Annotated in this window: 18 protein-coding genes; 8 read left to right on the plus strand and 10 right to left on the minus strand. The window is 42.2% G+C overall.

All coding sequences use genetic code 11. The features are described from left to right. Positions 1-84: 84 nt before the first annotated feature. The 4 genes from frr to rpsB form a co-directional block, all read right to left on the minus strand. Entirely contained in the window at positions 85-642 is a 558-nt protein-coding gene (frr, locus tag PR766_RS06585) for a ribosome recycling factor (protein ID WP_006658407.1), read from the minus strand. A 108-nt stretch (positions 643-750) separates the two neighbouring features. Continuing rightward, on the minus strand, positions 751-1,479 hold the full coding sequence (gene pyrH, locus PR766_RS06590) for a UMP kinase (protein WP_006658408.1): 729 nt from the start codon (positions 1,477-1,479) through the stop codon (positions 751-753). A gap of 206 nt (positions 1,480-1,685) precedes the next feature. Beyond that, complete coding sequence (gene tsf, locus PR766_RS06595) at positions 1,686-2,537, minus strand: translation elongation factor Ts (protein WP_006658409.1); 852 nt, start codon at positions 2,535-2,537, stop codon at positions 1,686-1,688. Positions 2,538-2,684: 147 nt separating this feature from the next. After that, positions 2,685-3,410, minus strand: coding sequence for a 30S ribosomal protein S2 (rpsB, locus tag PR766_RS06600; RefSeq protein ID WP_006658410.1), 726 nt, complete (start codon positions 3,408-3,410; stop codon positions 2,685-2,687). Positions 3,411-4,085: 675 nt separating this feature from the next. Between rpsB and map the strand changes: the two genes are divergently transcribed. From map to PR766_RS06620, 4 genes are all read left to right on the plus strand, one after another. Next, on the plus strand, positions 4,086-4,883 hold the full coding sequence (gene map, locus PR766_RS06605) for a type I methionyl aminopeptidase (RefSeq protein ID WP_006658411.1): 798 nt from the start codon (positions 4,086-4,088) through the stop codon (positions 4,881-4,883). Positions 4,884-4,988: 105 nt separating this feature from the next. Further along, positions 4,989-7,628, plus strand: coding sequence for a bifunctional uridylyltransferase/uridylyl-removing protein GlnD (gene glnD, locus PR766_RS06610; RefSeq protein WP_154636126.1), 2,640 nt, complete (start codon positions 4,989-4,991; stop codon positions 7,626-7,628). Positions 7,629-7,687: 59 nt separating this feature from the next. Next, positions 7,688-8,515 (plus strand): 2,3,4,5-tetrahydropyridine-2,6-dicarboxylate N-succinyltransferase, encoded by an 828-nt coding sequence (gene dapD, locus PR766_RS06615; RefSeq protein ID WP_006658413.1) that lies wholly within the window; start codon positions 7,688-7,690, stop codon positions 8,513-8,515. Between the two features lie 458 nt (positions 8,516-8,973). Then, positions 8,974-9,360 (plus strand): DUF3461 family protein, encoded by a 387-nt coding sequence (locus tag PR766_RS06620; protein ID WP_006658414.1) that lies wholly within the window; start codon positions 8,974-8,976, stop codon positions 9,358-9,360. An 84-nt stretch (positions 9,361-9,444) separates the two neighbouring features. Here PR766_RS06620 and PR766_RS06625 read toward each other — a convergent pair whose 3' ends face one another. From PR766_RS06625 to PR766_RS06635, 3 genes are read right to left on the minus strand one after another with little or no spacing between them, the layout of a single operon-like run. Next, complete coding sequence (locus PR766_RS06625; RefSeq protein WP_006658415.1) at positions 9,445-9,897, minus strand: flavodoxin; 453 nt, start codon at positions 9,895-9,897, stop codon at positions 9,445-9,447. A 24-nt stretch (positions 9,898-9,921) separates the two neighbouring features. After that, complete coding sequence (gene truC, locus PR766_RS06630; RefSeq protein WP_154633219.1) at positions 9,922-10,680, minus strand: tRNA pseudouridine(65) synthase TruC; 759 nt, start codon at positions 10,678-10,680, stop codon at positions 9,922-9,924. 3 nt (positions 10,681-10,683) lie between these two features. Then, complete coding sequence (locus tag PR766_RS06635) at positions 10,684-11,022, minus strand: YqcC family protein (RefSeq protein WP_006658417.1); 339 nt, start codon at positions 11,020-11,022, stop codon at positions 10,684-10,686. Between the two features lie 248 nt (positions 11,023-11,270). Between PR766_RS06635 and PR766_RS06640 the strand changes: the two genes are divergently transcribed. Continuing rightward, on the plus strand, positions 11,271-12,167 hold the full coding sequence (locus tag PR766_RS06640) for a VirK/YbjX family protein (RefSeq protein ID WP_006662986.1): 897 nt from the start codon (positions 11,271-11,273) through the stop codon (positions 12,165-12,167). A gap of 383 nt (positions 12,168-12,550) precedes the next feature. On the opposite strand, the gene syd is transcribed toward PR766_RS06640, so the two are convergent. Then, positions 12,551-13,111: a SecY-interacting protein gene (gene syd, locus PR766_RS06645; protein ID WP_006662985.1), complete on the minus strand. Its 561-nt coding sequence runs from the start codon at positions 13,109-13,111 to the stop codon at positions 12,551-12,553. A 155-nt stretch (positions 13,112-13,266) separates the two neighbouring features. Between syd and queF the strand changes: the two genes are divergently transcribed. From queF to xni, 3 genes are all read left to right on the plus strand, one after another. Continuing rightward, the gene (queF, locus tag PR766_RS06650) at positions 13,267-14,112 is read left to right on the plus strand and encodes an NADPH-dependent 7-cyano-7-deazaguanine reductase QueF (protein WP_006658421.1); all 846 of its coding nucleotides are present in this window, start codon (positions 13,267-13,269) and stop codon (positions 14,110-14,112) included. A gap of 103 nt (positions 14,113-14,215) precedes the next feature. Further along, positions 14,216-15,583, plus strand: a complete 1,368-nt coding sequence (ppnN, locus tag PR766_RS06655; protein WP_006662984.1) for a nucleotide 5'-monophosphate nucleosidase PpnN — start codon at positions 14,216-14,218, stop codon at positions 15,581-15,583. Between the two features lie 44 nt (positions 15,584-15,627). Continuing rightward, the gene (gene xni, locus PR766_RS06660; protein WP_006662983.1) at positions 15,628-16,383 is read left to right on the plus strand and encodes a flap endonuclease Xni; all 756 of its coding nucleotides are present in this window, start codon (positions 15,628-15,630) and stop codon (positions 16,381-16,383) included. A gap of 62 nt (positions 16,384-16,445) precedes the next feature. On the opposite strand, the gene rlmM is transcribed toward xni, so the two are convergent. Further along, positions 16,446-17,549, minus strand: a complete 1,104-nt coding sequence (gene rlmM / locus PR766_RS06665; protein ID WP_036962889.1) for a 23S rRNA (cytidine(2498)-2'-O)-methyltransferase RlmM — start codon at positions 17,547-17,549, stop codon at positions 16,446-16,448. Then, positions 17,542-17,937: a DUF423 domain-containing protein gene (locus tag PR766_RS06670; RefSeq protein ID WP_006662981.1), complete on the minus strand. Its 396-nt coding sequence runs from the start codon at positions 17,935-17,937 to the stop codon at positions 17,542-17,544. Before PR766_RS06670 ends, rlmM begins: the two co-directional genes overlap by 8 nt. Positions 17,938-17,949 lie beyond the last annotated feature (12 nt).

The raw sequence follows: 17,949 nt of genomic DNA on the forward strand, positions 1-17,949 counted from the left end.
GTTTAATAGAAATGATAAATAATAAAGCCATGCTAAAGCACACTTTTAAAAAATGTGTTCAGATGGCTTTATTATTAAGATGGATTAAAACTCCATCAGCTCCGCTTCTTTCTGAGCCAATGCTTCATCCACTTTTTTGATGAAATGATCAGTCAACTTTTGGATGTCATCCTGTGAACGGCGCTCGTCATCTTCACTGATTTCTTTATCTTTCAGTAAAGCTTTAACTTTATCGTTAGCGTCACGACGGACGTTACGGATAGCAATACGACCTTGTTCTGCGTCACCACGTACCACTTTGATTAAGTCTTTACGACGTTCTTCCGTTAATGGAGGAAGTGGAACGCGGATAACAGTGCCCGCTGAAGAAGGGTTCAGACCTAAGTCAGATGCCATGATTGCTTTTTCAATTGCAGGAGACATGCTGCGGTCAAAAACAGAAATAGCTAATGTGCGTGAATCTTCAACAGTCACGTTAGCTAATTGACGTAAAGGCGTCGCAGAACCGTAATATTCAACAGTGATACCGTCTAACAGGCTTGGAGAAGCGCGGCCAGTACGAACTTTACTGATTTGACTTTTTAATGATTCAAGGCTCTTTTCCATACGGTCTTGAGCATCTTTTTGGATTTCGTTAATCACGTTATCAACCCTTAAGAACTAGTTATTAAAGGCCGCTAAGCAGCCTCGCTTAAATTGTCTGAATTTATGCTAGATAATACATTCAAACTCAGGTCATGTCTCTGAGTATTAATTGTGAGAAATCAGAGTTCCTTCGTTTTCACCCATCACAACACGGCGTAATGCGCCTGGCTTATTCATGTTGAAAACACGAATTGGCAGGTTGTGATCGCGGGCTAGCGTAAATGCAGCTAAGTCCATAACTTTCAATTCACGCTCAAGAACATCTTGATAATTCAGTTTTTCATACAGAACGGCATCAGGATCTTTGGCAGGATCTGACGAGTAAACGCCATCAACTTTTGTGGCTTTCAGTACAACATCAGCTTCAATTTCAATGCCTCGTAAGCAAGCTGCTGAGTCCGTTGTGAAGAATGGATTTCCTGTACCCGCAGAGAAAATAACCACACGACCATGACGCAATAAGCTAATGGCTTCAGCCCAGCTATAGTTATCACATACGCCATTGAGTGGAATTGCAGACATCAGTCTTGCGTTAACGTATGCACGGTGTAGTGCATCACGCATTGCCAGACCGTTCATGACAGTTGCTAGCATCCCCATATGGTCACCAACAACACGATTCATACCTGCTTGTGCCAAGCCAGCACCGCGGAACAAGTTACCACCACCAATAACCACACCGACCTGTATACCCAGTTCTATAAGTTCTTTGATTTCCTGAGCCATACGATCTAAAACGCTAGCATCGATACCAAAACCTTCTGCACCTTGTAGAGCCTCGCCACTTAGTTTAAGCAGAATACGCTGATAAACGGGTTTTGCATTGGTTGCCATGAGTTGTGTCCTAACAGGTCATTATTGGAGTCATACATAAAGAGTCACGCTCTCTATGCCGAAAAATGTATTTATACAGAATGCTACACAAAAATAGTTCAAGTTGCAGGAAGTTAAGTCGCTACTCTAAAAGAGTGCGAAAGCATGCAGCTTGAAATATGCAGTGTATTAAAGAAAGGCCGCCAATTGGCGGCCCTTTAAGTTGATTACTTGCTCATTGCAGCAACTTCTGCTGCGAAGTCAGTTTCAACTTTTTCGATACCTTCGCCAACTTCGAAACGGATGAAGTTAGTTACAGTAGCACCTTTTTCTTTCAGTAAGTCACCAACAGATTTGCTTGGATCCATTACGAAAGGCTGGCCAGTCAGAGAGATTTCGCCAGTGAATTTGTTCATGCGACCGATAACCATTTTTTCAGCGATTTCGCGTGGTTTACCAGATTGCATAGCGATGTCTAACTGAATTTGGTGCTCGTGAGCAACAACATCAGCTGGAACGTTGTCTGGAGTCACATATTCTGGTTTGCTTGCAGCAATGTGCATAGCGATGTGTTTCAGCAGTTCTTCATCTGCGCCTTCGCCAGCAACCAGAACACCGATACGAGCACCGTGCAGGTAGCTACCTACTTGTGCGCCTTCCAGAATAGCAACGCGACGGATATTGATGTTTTCACCAATTTTCGCAACTAACGCTGTACGAGCTTCTTCGAATTTTGCTTTCAGAGCGTCGATATCAGCATTTTTATCTGCAACAACAGAAGCTAATACTTCTTTACCGAATGCTAAGAAACCAGCATCTTTAGCAACGAAGTCAGTTTCACAGTTCAGTTCGATCAGTGCGCCAGTTTTACCGTCGTTGAAAACTTCAGTCAGAATAACGCCTTCAGCTGCAACGCGACCTGCTTTTTTAGCCGCTTTTGCTTGACCTGATTTACGCATGTTGTCGATTGCTAATTCGATGTCGCCGTTAGCTTCAACTAATGCTTTTTTACATTCCATCATACCTGCGCCAGTACGTTCGCGCAGTTCTTTTACCAATGCAGCGGTAATTCCAGACATGTGATTTATTCCTCGATGTTCCCCGTGAGAGTTTTCTCACGAGGATAGTTCTGATTCACAGAGTACAAAAGGGGCCCAATCAGGCCCCTTCTAACTATATATAGCAGTACCTGTATAGCAATACCTAGTTAATAAGGGGTGACCTTATTATTCAGCTTCTACTAAGTTTTCTTCTGCTTGAACAGCCAGATCTTGTGAACGGCCTTCACGAACGGTGTTTGCAACAGCGCCCAGATACAGTTTGATTGCACGGATTGCATCGTCGTTACCAGGGATAACGAAGTCGATACCGTCTGGATCAGAGTTAGTATCAACGATAGCGAAAACTGGGATACCCAGGTTGTTAGCTTCTTTGATAGCAATGTGTTCGTGGTCTGCATCGATAACGAACAGAGCGTCTGGTAAACCGCCCATATCTTTGATACCGCCTAAGCTGTTTTCTAACTTACCAAGTTCACGAGTACGCATCAGCGCTTCTTTCTTGGTCAGTTTGTCGAAAGTACCGTCTTGTGACTGAACTTCCAGATCTTTCAGACGTTTGATTGACTGACGAACAGTTTTCCAGTTAGTCAGCATACCACCTAACCAACGGTGGTTAACGAAATATTGATCACAGCTGTTAGCAGCTTCTTGAACGGCTTCGCTTGCAGCACGTTTAGTACCAACAAACAGAATTTTGCCTTTACGAGAAGCAATTTTAGTCAACTCAGCCAGAGCTTCGTTGAACATTGGAACAGTCTTTTCCAAGTTGATGATATGAACTTTGTTACGAGCGCCGAAAATGAAAGGTTTCATTTTAGGGTTCCAGTAACGAGTCTGGTGACCAAAGTGAACGCCCGCTTGTAACATATCGCGCATGGAAACAGTTGCCATTTTATACCTCTGTATATAAGTAATTGGGGTTATGCCTCCACGAATCCCATGCTACCGACTCTAAAGCTGCGTCTAAACGCATAAGAGCACCCCGGCGCATGTGCCGATTCGTGTGTGTTATTACACAATTGAGTTTTAGTTTACGCACATCCAATTGATGTCTTCGATGTTCATTCGCAAACCCAAGATTGGATTAAAAATGAGATAAAGAGAAAAATATGGATTGCCGGCGCGCTTTATACCATAAAATGCAGTTGTAATCCAATAATTGTTGTTTTTTTCACTGATAAAAACCGAAATAGTCATTCCCGTCACGACGAACTTTACCGCAAAATAAAATCACTATTTAGCAAATTTGGAACGACAACAAAACGATAGCGAAAAATGCGAGAAGTAAAAACTATTCCATCTAGAATAGACGAGCAATTTTGGCAATTTGTGCTCTAAAAAGCTCAATTTGAACAAGCCCACCTTAAGGCTTGGCTTACCCTATGCCTCATTCGTTGTTTTTAACCCGACTCTAGGCGCCTAAACATATCGCCTACTAGTTGGCAGAAAATGCGGTGACTGTTACCATACTCAGCATCAACAGTAAAAATGTCGCAACAATTGCCCATTTCGAATCCCTTTTTTTAACATGTCTCAAATTCTTGCAGACATATATGGACTGAACTCATGGCTATTATTATCAAAACTGAAGAAGATATTCAGAAAATGCGTGTTGCTGGTCGCCTAGCAGCAGAAGTGTTAGAAATGATTGCACCGCATGTTGTGCCGGGAGTCAGTACAGGTGAACTGGATCGCCTTTGCCACAAACACATTGTTGAGCAACAACAAGCGATCCCTGCCTGCCTTGACTACCATGGTTTCCCTAAATCTGTTTGTATTTCTGTGAATGATGTTATCTGTCACGGAATTCCAAGCGACGATAAAATTCTAAAAGACGGTGATGTGGTTAACATTGATGTTACCGTTATCAAAAATGGCTTCCACGGTGATACTTCTAAAATGTTCATCGTCGGTAAACCAACGATCCAAGGCGAGCGCCTGTGCCAAGTAACCCAAGAAAGCTTATATTTGGCAATTCGCATGGTTAAACCGGGTATCCGTTTACGTACTATCGGTAAAGCAATTCAAGAATTTGTTGAAAAACAAGACTTATCCGTTGTTCGCGAATATTGCGGACACGGTATTGGTGAAGGCTTCCACGAAGAACCACAAGTTCTACACTATGATGCAGATGACAGCGGTGTTGTCCTGCAAAAAGGAATGACATTTACTATCGAGCCAATGGTCAATACAGGCGATTACCGCATCCGCACCATGAAAGATGGCTGGACCGTGAAAACCAAAGACCGCGGTTGGTCTGCGCAGTACGAACACACCTTAGCAGTGACTGACAATGGCTGTGAAATTTTAACTCTACGTAAAGAAGAAGAGCCTTTTATTTCGGCTGTTCTGATTAACGAGTAATCATCTTTAAGCTCCTCGTATGAGGAGCTTAGTTTTACTGTTCATCCCTGCTAAAAAAACGTAAGCTGATCATAATCTCTGTATGGCTCTCAACACGGACAGATCATGATGACAGCACCTTCAAACAGCTACCTCTCCCCCACTCAGTTCCAACCTTCTGACCTTGAGCTTTCAGCGCTTCGACAACACGTTGATCAATTTGATGCTTGGCAAGAATCCGCTTTTCACCAAGGGCAAAATGTCGTGGATTTACTGCACGCGCGCAGCGACTACCTTGACGCCTTACTGACCAAGCTCTGGCAATCTTACCAATTTGATCAATGTGCCAATATGTCACTGATTGCAGTGGGCGGCTACGGGCGTCATGAACTTCACCCGCTGTCAGATATTGATATTTTAGTCCTAAGCCAACAGCCTCTTCCTGAAAATATTGCCACCAAAGTGGGACAATTTATCACCTTACTTTGGGATCTACGCTTTGATATTGGGCACAGCGTTCGCTCACTGGAAGAGTGCATTGAGGCAGGAAAACAAGACTTAACCACTGCCACTAATTTGATTGAATCTCGTCTAATTTGTGGTGATATCGCGCTATTTTTAACCTTACAGAAAACCATATTTAGTGATGACTTTTGGCCTTCAGCCACTTTCTTCGCCGCTAAGTTGGCAGAACAGCAAGAACGCCACCAGCGTTATCACAGTACCAGTTACAACTTAGAGCCTGACATTAAAAGTAGCCCCGGAGGATTACGAGATGTTCATACCTTACTGTGGGTAGGACGACGTCATTTTGGCGCAACGACCGTAGATGAAATGGTTGGATTTGGCTTTCTCACCGAAGAGGAACGCCATGAGCTCAAAGAGTGTTTAACATTCTTATGGAAAATTCGATTTGCCTTGCACTTGGTCGTTAAGCGCTATGATAACCGATTACTATTCGACCGCCAATTCAGTGTTGCACAATCATTAGGTTATACCGGTGAACGGAACCAGCCTGTCGAACGTATGATGAAGGATTTCTATCGCGTCACTCGCCGCGTTAGAGAACTAAACCAAATGCTACTTCAGCTCTTTGATGAAGCCATCTTAGCGTTGAATCCAAATGAAAAACCACGACCTATCGATGAGTATTTTCAACTACGTGGTAATTTAATCGATGTTATTGATGAAATGCTGTTCATCAAGCAGCCCGAAGCCATTTTAAAAATGTTTTATCAAATGGCGCGCAATCCGAATATTGACGGTATTTATTCCACAACATTACGCCAATTACGGTTTGCAAGGCGCGATCTTAAGGTTCCCTTATGTGAAATTCCTGAAGCACGCCGTATGTTTGTGAAAATATTGCGCCACCCCAGAGCAATCAAAGGGGCATTTGTGCCCATGCATTTACACAGTGTTCTCAGTGCCTATACCCCGTTCTGGAGCAATATTGTGGGTCAAATGCAGTTTGACCTATTCCACGCCTATACCGTGGATGAACACACCATTCGCGTTCTACAAAAAATTGATAGCTTCACACAAGAAGAAAATCGCCGCGAGCACCCTCTTTGCGTCAGTGTTTACCCGAAAATTTTGCAGCCAGAGCTCCTACGATTAGCCGCCATGTTTCATGATATCGCCAAAGGACGCTCTGGAGATCATTCTGAGCTAGGAGCTGAATTTGTCTATGAGTTCGCTCTACAACACGATTTTACGACCAAAGATGCCGAACTCGTTGCATGGCTAGTGAAAAACCACCTGCTAATGTCCGTAACAGCGCAGCGCCGAGATATTCAAGATCCTGATGTGATTAAACAATTTGCTGGAAATGTAATATCGACCGCTCGCTTAAACTATCTTATGTGCTTAACCGTTGCGGATATTTGTGCCACAAACAGTACATTATGGAATAGTTGGAAACAAAGCCTGATTCGCGAACTCTACCTTTCAACAGAGCATCAGCTTAACCAAGGAATGCAAAGCACTCCAGATCTTCGAGAGCGCATTCGCCATCATCGTTATCAGGCACTATCGCTGCTACGCCAATCTCACATTGATGAAGAACAGCTCAACAAATTATGGTCCCGCTGCCATGCGGATTATTTTCTACGCCACACCCCCATGCAACTCGCTTGGCATGCTAATCATCTGCTCAAACATGATTTAACCCAACCATTGATATTAATCAGCACGCAGCCCAAACATGGTGGAACGGAGATTTTCATCTGGTGTCATGATAAGCCACACTTATTTGCAGCAGTTGCGAGTGAACTTGATAGACGCAATTTAAGTATTCATAGCGCTCAAATTTTTACCAATAAAGATAATATGGCGATGGATACGTTTGTTGTACTTGAACCCAATGGCTCACCACTTTCAAAAGATCGATATGAACATATTCGCAAAGCCTTGTTGCTCGCCGTTCAACAACCGGAAATCCCATTACCAAAACCACGCATGATCCCAGCTAAATTGCGTCATTTCAGCGTACCAACGAAAGTGAATTTCTTGCACTCCAATCATGAACGTCGTACCTACATGGAGTTATTCGCCCTCGATCAACCTGGACTGCTTGCCAAAATAGGGCATATTTTTGCCCAAATGGAGATTTCGTTATACGGTGCCCGTATCACCACTATTGGTGAAAAAGTCGAAGACTTTTTTGTTCTCGCCGATAAAGAACACAAAGCGCTGGATAAAAATATGCAACAAGAGTTATCAGAAAGGTTGACAGAAGCCCTTAAATCGAAGGATAAATTATAGTGCCAACCTGATTTATGGCATGTCCCTGACTGAGAACCATTGTAGGAGAAAAAGCATTAATGCAACAATTACAAGCAATTATTGAGCAAGCCTTTGAAGATCGCGCATCGATTACGCCTAACACCGTGACACCTGCCGTCAAACAAGCAGTAACAGAAACCATCGCATTATTAGATAGCGGTAAACTGCGCGTGGCAGAAAAAATTGGCGGAGTTTGGGTCACTCACCAGTGGTTGAAAAAAGCCGTTTTACTCTCATTCCGTATTCATGATAACCAAGTCATTGAAGGCGCAGAAAGTCGTTATTTTGATAAAGTTCCGATGAAATTTGCTGACTACGACAAAGCCCGTTTTGAACGTGAAGGCTTCCGCGTTGTGCCACCAGCCGCAGTACGCCAAGGCGCTTATATCGCTAAAAACAGCGTATTAATGCCATCTTACGTCAATATTGGGGCGTATGTAGATGAAGGCACGATGGTTGATACATGGGCAACCGTGGGTTCTTGTGCACAAATCGGTAAGAATGTTCACTTATCTGGTGGTGTTGGTATCGGTGGTGTTCTTGAACCATTACAAGCGAATCCGACTATCATCGAAGATAACTGCTTTATCGGCGCACGTTCTGAAGTCGTTGAAGGGGTGATCGTCGAAGAGGGTTCTGTTATTTCAATGGGCGTTTACTTGGGTCAAAGCACCAAAATTTATGATCGTGAGACTGGTGAGATTTTCTATGGTCGCGTCCCTGCCGGCTCTGTTGTAGTTTCAGGTAACTTACCCTCTAAAGATGGTAGCTACAGCCTATACTGTGCAGTGATCGTGAAGAAAGTGGATGAAAAAACCCGCGGTAAAGTGGGTATCAACGAGTTATTAAGAAGTATTGATGAGTAATATGCGGATAATTATCCTCTAACTACTTAACCAATCTCAAAACTCTCACCTCCCCCTTATATTTTAAGGGTTACAAGGTGCCAAACGCAAAGCTACCCCGAAGCGCATACTTTGTCTGCAAATCGGGTAGCCGAGTGACCCTTGATCCACAATGAAAAATTCCTTCCCCTAAGCATAAATACCCCGTTAAGTCAGCGGAAGCCTCTGGGTTATAGATAAATAACCTAAATAATAAAGTATTTTTTATTAGAAAGAGAGGTTGGTCAAACACGATTAATCGCGCATAATATGACCGAGAATTTACCGCCCTTGGTCAATTAACTGCTATTATTAGATGGTTATTTTGTCACTCATCATTCTATAAGCAATTAGGGCTCAGTAAATGGTTATAAAGAGAGACCGCTTTGTTTATAACCCCAAGGTCATTGACATAGTCCCTTACGATTAAGCGAGCTAATATGTACGACAATCTGAAAAGTTTAGGTATCAGCAATCCACAAGATATCGACCGCTATTCCCTGCGCCAAGAAGCTAATAACGACATTTTAAAAATCTATTTTCGTAAAGATAAAGGTGAGTTCTTCGCTAAAAGCGTGAAATTTAAATACCCACGTCAGCGTAAAACGGTAGCAGCCACTGATGGTAGCAATAACTTCAAAGAAATTAACGAAATCAATACTAACTTACGTTATGTAATTGAAGAATTAGATCAAATTTGTCAAAGCGACCACACTGATATCGATTTAAAACACAAAATCTTGGATGACTTACGTCATTTAGAGCATGTGGTATCCAACAAAATCGCAGAAATTGAAGCCGACCTTGAAAAGTTAACGCGTAAATAATCGCGTTTTCCCACTGCACTGTAAATCCTCGTTTGGTATTCAACCACCAATACTTTTACAGTGCAGATGCTTGTTTTATCATACTTAAAGCATATCAGCCCAAGCCTGTAACCATGCTTTAGCAAACTCTTCGGGCTCTTCCACTTCAGTCGCATCAATAAATAAGATATCGCCAATACGACTGCCAGATTGCTCGGCTAACAGCTCATCGAATTGCTTTCCTGCCCCACAGAAATTTTCATAACTGCTATCACCTAAAGCAATGACGCCATATCTCAACTCAGGCTGATAACCGATAACATCTTTAATTTCATAAAATAGGGGCGCGATCGTATCAGGGAAATCACCTTGCCCAGTGGTAGAGGTGATCACCAAAGCAATACCTTCACCTGCATTATAGACTTGCCAATCCGCCAATGTCGGCTCATCAAACACTTCAATTTCATGACCTTGCTGTTCAAGAATCTCTTGCGCCACTTCTGCAACGGCTAATGCATTACCATATACCGTCCCGACAAAAATTCCGATTTTGGACATAATGCCCCTCCTTATGAAAAAATATCAAATAGAACGATTGATAACATCGATGTCGAGCTCATTGACGGCGTCAATCCATCCAAATTGCTCAATGAGTGATAGCCATTGTGCATCCCACGATGCGACTAAGGATATTTTTTCTTCTGTTATAGGGTGAATAAATATTAGCTGACTAGCATGTAGCATCAAACGTGAGACAGAAAAATGCTCAGCCACACCGCGATTTTGCCGTAAATCACCATGCTTGCTATCCCCAATAATTGGGTGGCGCAAGTGGGACATATGCCGTCTTAATTGATGCTTACGACCTGTTTCTGGTTTTAACTCGACAAGACTAAAACGGGCAGTATCATAGCGACCGATAGCGACAGAGCACTCGACTGTTGCCAACGGTTTATAGTGAGTAACACACTCTTGTAGCCTTGGTTCTTTCGTCGCATTTTTATCTGCAATTTTGTCGAGCTCTTCCAATAACGGATAGTCCAACCTATCCCCATCCATGACATAGCCTCGAACAATCGCATGATACACTTTTTCCATACGATGCTGCTCAAACTGCTCTGCCAGTAGCCTTGCTACATCACTGGACAACGCAAACAGCAAAACGCCTGATGTCGGTCTATCAAGACGGTGAATAGGAAAAACATGCTGCCCAATTTGATCTCGCAATGTTTGCATGACAAACACCGTCTCTTTACTATCGAGCCAGCTGCGATGAACTAACATGCCTGCAGGTTTATTGACCGCAACCACATACTCATCTTGATAGATAATTTCCAGCATCTGTTACTCGCCCATCATGGTGAATTGAAAATAGCTATCTAACTCACGAAGATGGTCTAGGAACACAATAAAGCGCCCTTCCTCATCTTCTTTGTAGATTTCCTCAAAATAAGGGGCAATAGCAAAATTGTTCGGTAACATCGCACCTTGATCTATCATTGCGGTTAGGCGGGGAATTAAGATCCACTGTAACCATTGCGCAGCTTCCATCGTATCAATAGCAAAAGGTTCTACGCTTTCAAACGCTTCAGGGCTTGGCGGAAGCTCATCCCATAGAGATTTGTCTCTCATTTCCATTTCGAGATGCCCGAGTTTCTCTAGAATGCGTTGCTCAATATTCATACTAAAACCTATTCGACTGTAATAATTCAAAATATACCGTATTTTATGGCACGGTTCTGTCGAAAACATGGGGATGGCTGAAATAAAAAGCAATCAAACGCCCTCAAATTATTCCGCTATATCCTTTCGCTCATATTTATTAAAAAAATTAATAATCATTTATCATTTATTGTATATTTGGCATTTATTATCAAATGTTTTTCTATACAGTTTGCTTTTTTCATTATTAACATAAAGATGGTTTATCTATGGGACTATTAAAGCAGTGGCGTCAACAAAATCAGACATGGAAATCTTTCACTAACAAATATGTACAGCTAAAAAGAAAGATTCGCATTGCTAGATTGCCTTCACAACAATATCAGCAATATCAATCGATGTGCGACAGCTATCAGAGCGCTCTATTATCCGCGTCCATTGATGGCGTACCGCAATTTATTGAGCGTCCTATAAATAAATATCTGCACAAAGCGTGGAGTGGTAAAGAAAAGTTATCAACTGCGAGCTACACATTAGATTTAATTGAAAGAACCTTTACCCCCGAAGCCATTACTGCCATGTTTTCGGATAAACGTGAAGGACTGACTATTGCTAATATTGAGCTAAAATCGGGTGATTTTGCTCAATTAAAAATGATCTATTCCCAATATCCTCGTGAAGGGGATCTCTCAATTCATTTACTCAATGAAACTGGCGATGAAATCTATCTGATGAGTTTCTCATTCGGGGAGCAAGGTCAACTCTATGTGTGTTCTCTACAAGGACCATCTACCGAGCAGAGCGTAGAGCAAGTGAAATCTATCACGAAACAAATGCACGCAATGAGACCTAAAAATCTGTTAATGTCAGCCATTTATGCTGTAGCGGCTTATTTCCAAATCAAATCCATTAACGGGATTTCGAATAACTGTCATATCAAGAGCCAACATTTAAAATCCAGCTACGATACGTTTTGGGAAGAGTGTGGCGGTGTATTAAATTCTGCGGGATGGTATCAGTTACCGCTTCAAGAACCCGTACGTGATATTGAATCCGTTAAAAGCCAGAGACGCTCTGAATTCCGTAAACGCGAGGCGCTACGAGAAGCCATGTTCCAGAACATAGTTCAATCCCTTACCCTCTACTCAAACACGGCGCAGAAATAAAAAAAAGTAGCCAGTTAAAAACTAACTGGCTACTTATCTATCAACTGACTTGCATCCTGCAATGCGACTTCCTGCCGCCTAACATCCTGTTAGAAAAATGAGCAAATTAACTGCTCTGCTAGGCTATCCATTTCCTTGTTTTTAAAATGTAAATTGCTAAACAACTACCCTGTCCAGCCCGATAAGAATGTATTAAATCCATTAATGAAACAACCTAGTATTCCATTCTTATGTGGTTCAAAAAATAATAAAAAACTTAAAATAGATAGTAATGCCATGAAATTAAAAGTTAAATAGTTATCATTTCAGTAAAATGAAAATTTATTAAGATATGGCTTAACCCAATTGTAGGTAATGACTTACAGTTCAATGCTGCTAATCTCTTACCCCTGAGATGATATAACTGGCTTCAACTGTTGAATAAAACTCGCAAGATTTTCTGCAATTACCCGTCGCTGCTTACTTCCGAATGTTTCCACAATAATTTCTCCCGTTAAATTACACATGGAAATCATCTCTAATTCAGAATCTAATGTGGCGATAAACAGCGTTGGTGATAACTTTAATCGTTTTTGCGTCACCAGATGCCCAATCAGGTTTTCTTGTAAACGAATAAAATCTTCTTCACTCCACACTTGAACCAAGTTCAATGACAGATCATTGAATGTCGCACACATATCTCCGGCTAATTGCGTAGTATAAAAAGCATGGATGTCATCTTGTAATTGCAAGTCGACACCATTAGCTACATTACTTAGGCTTTTTTCTGCTAATGGAAATGGTTGAGGCTCCCAATAAACCACATCGTCACCAGTACGGACGATACAAGGAGACGGTACGCCATAAAGTTCAGAGGAACTTGGCGGTAATCCCGTAACGTCTTGCCACTTTGCTACATACTGGCTAGTAAAATTTTTAATTAAATCAGAGATTATTGTATTCATCGTTTTTCAACTGTTAGAAATAACATTATTTAAACCAATTTAAATTGGCGGACTCAATATTACAGATAAGTGGTATTATGACAGAAGTTAACAAACGAATAAAACGTACTCAGTTTACCTATTAAGGACTGATGCGCCGAAAGATAAGGATCACTATGTCTCACTATCAGAATAACCCTGCTCTCGATAATTTAACGCTGGGAAAGAAGACGGCTTATCATGACCAATATGATGCCGCTTTATTACAAGCTGTACCACGCAGTCTTAATCGAGATCCTTTGGACATTCATGCTGATAGCCTGCCATTTCACGGCGCAGACATCTGGACACTGTATGAGCTTTCTTGGCTAAACGCCCGCGGAGTCCCTCAAGTTGCTATAGGCTCTGTTAGTATTGATGCCACAAGTGAAAATCTCGTAGAATCCAAAAGTTTTAAGCTTTACCTCAACAGTTTCAACCAGACCCGTTTTGAAACGTGGGAAAATGTGCGAACCGTTTTGCAAAAAGACCTAAGCCGCTGTGCTAACGGCGAGGTTAAGGTTACACTTTATAAGCTTGACGATTTCACTCAGCAAGCCATTCACCAATTCCAAGGTGTCTGCATTGATGAGCAAGAGATTGATATCGATAACTATGAATTTAATCGTCAGTATCTGGTCGATTGTACCCAATCAGAGGTCGTCGAAGAAATCCTCGTCAGCCATCTGTTAAAATCAAATTGCTTGATCACCAACCAGCCTGATTGGGGTTCAGTACAAATTCATTATCGTGGTCCGAAAATCAATCACGAAGCGTTATTACGTTACCTCGTCTCATTTCGTCATCATAATGAATTTCATGAACAGTGCGTGGAACGCATTTTCAACGACATAACAATACTGTGCAAACCGGAAAAGTTATCGGTATATGCACGCTATACTCGCCGAGGTGGATTGGATATCAATCCATGGCGCAGTAATGAACAATTTGAGCCTGAAACGGGTCGTTTGGCACGGCAATAAGTACCTACTAAATTGAAAAACAGTGTAATTTAAGAGAATGCTATTTAAATCATTTTCAATGTAATTCACGCGTCAATAGCCCAATTGGGTAAAGGAGTGTTACTTGATTACTCATATCAGTCCATTAGGATCTATGGATCTACTGTCTCAGCTTGAAGTCGACATGCTGAAACGTACGGCGAGCAGCCATTTGTATCAATTGTATCGAAACTGCTCCTTAGCGGTGTTACATTCAGGAAGCTTAACTGACAGCAGTAAAGAGCTATTAGAAAAAAGTGCAAGTTTTGATATCAATATCTTACGTCGCGAACGTGGCATTAAGCTGGAACTCATCAATCCCCCTGAAAAAGCATTCGTTGACGGAAAAATTATTCGCTCATTACAAGCTAACTTGTTTGCTGTACTGCGCGATATTCTGTTTGTGCATGGACAAATCAGTACAGCAAAACAGCAATTCCATCTCGATTTGGAAAACAGTGTCCATCTAACCAACATGATCTTTTCTATTTTACGTAACGCCCGTGCTCTGCATATTGGTGAAGACCCGAATATGATCGTGTGCTGGGGTGGTCACTCCATCAATGAAAACGAATATTTATATGGTCGTAAAGTTGGTAATGAACTTGGCTTACGCGAACTGAATATCTGTACCGGTTGTGGACCGGGCGCGATGGAAGCGCCGATGAAAGGCGCTGCGGTTGGTCATGCGCAGCAACGTTACAAAGACAGTCGTTTTATCGGTTTAACCGAACCCTCTATCATCGCGGCAGAGCCACCTAACCCACTCGTTAACGAACTGATTATCATGCCTGACATCGAAAAACGTCTCGAGGCATTTGTGCGTTTAGCTCACGGGATTATTATTTTCCCAGGTGGTGTAGGGACTGCGGAGGAACTTCTGTATTTGTTAGGCATCATGATGGATCCTGAAAATACCGAGCAAGTGTTACCTCTCGTGCTCACTGGACCAAAAGAGAGTGCTGAATATTTTTCTGTACTGGATGACTTTATTCGCCACACTCTGGGTGATGAAGCCAGCAAACATTATCAAATCATTATCGATAACCCACAAGAAGTGGCTCGCGTAATGAAAAAAGGAATGTCTGCTGTGAAAGAGAGCCGCCGTAATACTGGCGACGCTTACAGTTTCAACTGGTCGATTAAAATTGCACCAGACTTACAGCATCCATTTGAACCAACCCATGAAAATATGGCGTCACTGAACTTGCACCCAGACCAATCTCCTGAAAAATTGGCGTCTGATTTACGTCGTGCTTTCTCTGGGATTGTCGCGGGTAACGTGAAAGAAGTTGGTATGAAAGCCATTGAAAAACATGGTCCTTTCAAAATTCACGGTGATAGCGACATCATGAAACGTATGGATATTTTACTCCAAGGTTTCGTGAAACAGCATCGTATGAAATTGCCGGGTGGCACCGCTTACGAACCTTGCTATGAAATTGTGAAATAATCACCTACGCGCCAAGGACGGTGCGTTTAACTACCAAACGGCTTATGATCCATTTATTAATTATTGATGCTTTAAATTTAATTCGACGTATCCACGCGGTTCAGGGTAGCCCATGTGGAGAAACCTGCTTGTCCGCTATTTCTCAATTGATTAACCACACTAATGCAACTCACGTTGTCGCCGTCTTTGATGAGGAAGGTCGACACCATAGTTGGCGCCATGAAAAGCTACCTGACTATAAAGCAGGACGTCAGCCTATGCCTGAATCATTACACACTGAACTCCCCAACTTAGTTGCTCAGTTTGAAGAAAATGGTATTCATTGCTGGCAATCTGAGGGAGACGAAGCCGATGACTTAGCGGCCACTCTCGCTAAACGCATTGCCGATTCTGGGCATACCGTCACCATCGTCTCCACCGATAAAGGCTATTGTCAGTTGCTGTCACCCAATTTACGTATTCGTGACTATTTTCAAAAACGCTGGCTAGACGTGCCTTTTATCGAAAATGAATTTGGGGTCAAACCTGAACAACTTCCTGACTACTGGGGTTTAGCGGGGATCAGCAGCAGTAAAGTTCCCGGAATTGCAGGAATTGGAGCTAAAAGCGCCACGGAGCTGCTTCAGCGATTCCGCTCGATTGAAAATTTGTACGCCAACTTTGATGTTCTTGAAGAGAAATGGCAGAAAAAATTAGCAAATCAAAAAGATATAGCGATAATCTGCCGCGAAATTGCGACACTAAAAACGAATATTGCGTTGAAAGGCAACCTAAACCAATTACGCTATCAAGCTAAATAGCAGACACAAAAAAGGTCACTTCAAAGTGACCTTTTTGCTATTCAAACCAATCCAGCTTTGACTTAATAATATTCACGCGCCATTGGGTTTGCAGACCAAACACGTTGTACATGCACGGTGACTTCTTCACGGTCATGGTAAAGCTGTTTTGCGTGGATCAGAACGTTGATACCATTCTCTTTCAGCTGAACTTTCATTTTTTCCAGAATATGCGCGACTTCTTCATAACGCTTTTTCATCGGCAACTTCAAGTTAAAAATGGTTTCACGACACCAGCCTTCTTGTAACCACTGCGTCATCAATGCAGCAACTTTCGCGGGTTTTTCTACCATATCACACACTAACCAAGTGATATTCTGCGATGTCGGCTTAAATTTAAAGCCATCTTCACGATGGTGTCGAACTTGTCCTGTATTCATCAAGCTTTCCGCCATTGGACCATTATCAACGGCATCAACCATCATACTGCGTTTCACCAACTGATAAGTCCACCCGCCTGGACATGCTCCAAGATCAACGGCTTTCATTCCACTCCCTAAACGCTCATCCCACTCTTCATAAGGAATAAACACATGGAAAGCTTCTTCCAATTTTAACGTTGAACGACTTGGTGCATCTGATGGGAATTTTAAACGCGGAATGCCCATGTAAAAATTCGAACTATTATTCGAATAAGAATAGCCGGCATAACAACACCCCGGTGCAATAAAGAACACATGGATCACCGGGCGTTTAAAGTTCTCTTTCGCCAATAATACTTTCTCTTGGCGTAACGCATTACGCAGAGGTACTGTAAATTTACGGCAAAACTTCATTAACTCTTTTGATTCATTGGTATCTGCGACTTCAACTCGCAGATCACCTGCTCGCTCAACCTGCTTGCTAAGCGCATTCACAATAGGAGTAACCCTATCTTCTGGAGGTAGATCTTTTAATAAATCACCTACCACAAACATTTGACGAGCAAAAATTAATTCACGAAATGGCAGCGTGCGTGCAAGAATGTCTGCGTCCTCAGACTGATAACATTCAAAAATAACATAGCCGCTATTCTCTTTAACACGAGCAAAACCGTAAATTTCACGTTGTCCTGCTTTATCTGTAATTTCTGCTGCACACTCTTTTTCAAAGCCCGGGCGGCAATATAATGCAATCTTGTTACTCATTGCGTGACGCCGATTTCCTTAGACGCATAGCGCCAATAACTGCTAAAAGCCAGCCAACTAGGAAGCAAACGCCACCTATTGGCGTAAAATAAGAGAAGTATTTTACCTGCAATAAGGCCATACAATAAAGGCTACCACTAAAAAGAAGTATTCCAACGGAGAAAAATACCCCAGCCCAATAGAACCATAAAATGACTTTACGCAGTAATACTGCGCCCAGCACCATTAATGCAACAGTATGAAACATTTGATAACGCAATCCTGTCTCAATCCATGCCATTTGATGAGAGCTCATCATTGGTGCAAGTGCATGCGAGCCAATAGCACCAAATGCGACCACAAAAAATCCACTGATCCCTGCAAAAATTAACATCAAACGACTATTCACAATAGCACCTTC

Origin of the sequence: Providencia sp. PROV208, from assembly GCF_028479465.1 — a bacterium.
GTDB lineage: Bacteria > Pseudomonadota > Gammaproteobacteria > Enterobacterales > Enterobacteriaceae > Providencia > Providencia alcalifaciens.

What these genes read in the sequence shown, in the direction of transcription:
- pyrH (WP_006658408.1), bottom strand. Translation starts at nt 1,479, where the DNA reads ATGGCAACCAATGCAAAACCCGTTTATCAGCGTATTCTGCTTAAACTA.
- rpsB (WP_006658410.1), bottom strand. Translation starts at nt 3,410, where the DNA reads ATGGCAACTGTTTCCATGCGCGATATGTTACAAGCGGGCGTTCACTTT.
- PR766_RS06620 (WP_006658414.1), top strand. Translation starts at nt 8,974, where the DNA reads ATGTACGACAATCTGAAAAGTTTAGGTATCAGCAATCCACAAGATATC.
- PR766_RS06625 (WP_006658415.1), bottom strand. Translation starts at nt 9,897, where the DNA reads ATGTCCAAAATCGGAATTTTTGTCGGGACGGTATATGGTAATGCATTA.
- tsf (WP_006658409.1), bottom strand. Translation starts at nt 2,537, where the DNA reads ATGTCTGGAATTACCGCTGCATTGGTAAAAGAACTGCGCGAACGTACT.
- rlmM (WP_036962889.1), bottom strand. Translation starts at nt 17,549, where the DNA reads ATGAGTAACAAGATTGCATTATATTGCCGCCCGGGCTTTGAAAAAGAG.
- map (WP_006658411.1), top strand. Translation starts at nt 4,086, where the DNA reads ATGGCTATTATTATCAAAACTGAAGAAGATATTCAGAAAATGCGTGTT.
- xni (WP_006662983.1), top strand. Translation starts at nt 15,628, where the DNA reads ATGATCCATTTATTAATTATTGATGCTTTAAATTTAATTCGACGTATC.
- syd (WP_006662985.1), bottom strand. Translation starts at nt 13,111, where the DNA reads ATGAATACAATAATCTCTGATTTAATTAAAAATTTTACTAGCCAGTAT.
- queF (WP_006658421.1), top strand. Translation starts at nt 13,267, where the DNA reads ATGTCTCACTATCAGAATAACCCTGCTCTCGATAATTTAACGCTGGGA.
- dapD (WP_006658413.1), top strand. Translation starts at nt 7,688, where the DNA reads ATGCAACAATTACAAGCAATTATTGAGCAAGCCTTTGAAGATCGCGCA.
- PR766_RS06640 (WP_006662986.1), top strand. Translation starts at nt 11,271, where the DNA reads ATGGGACTATTAAAGCAGTGGCGTCAACAAAATCAGACATGGAAATCT.
- PR766_RS06635 (WP_006658417.1), bottom strand. Translation starts at nt 11,022, where the DNA reads ATGAATATTGAGCAACGCATTCTAGAGAAACTCGGGCATCTCGAAATG.
- glnD (WP_154636126.1), top strand. Translation starts at nt 4,989, where the DNA reads ATGATGACAGCACCTTCAAACAGCTACCTCTCCCCCACTCAGTTCCAA.
- truC (WP_154633219.1), bottom strand. Translation starts at nt 10,680, where the DNA reads ATGCTGGAAATTATCTATCAAGATGAGTATGTGGTTGCGGTCAATAAA.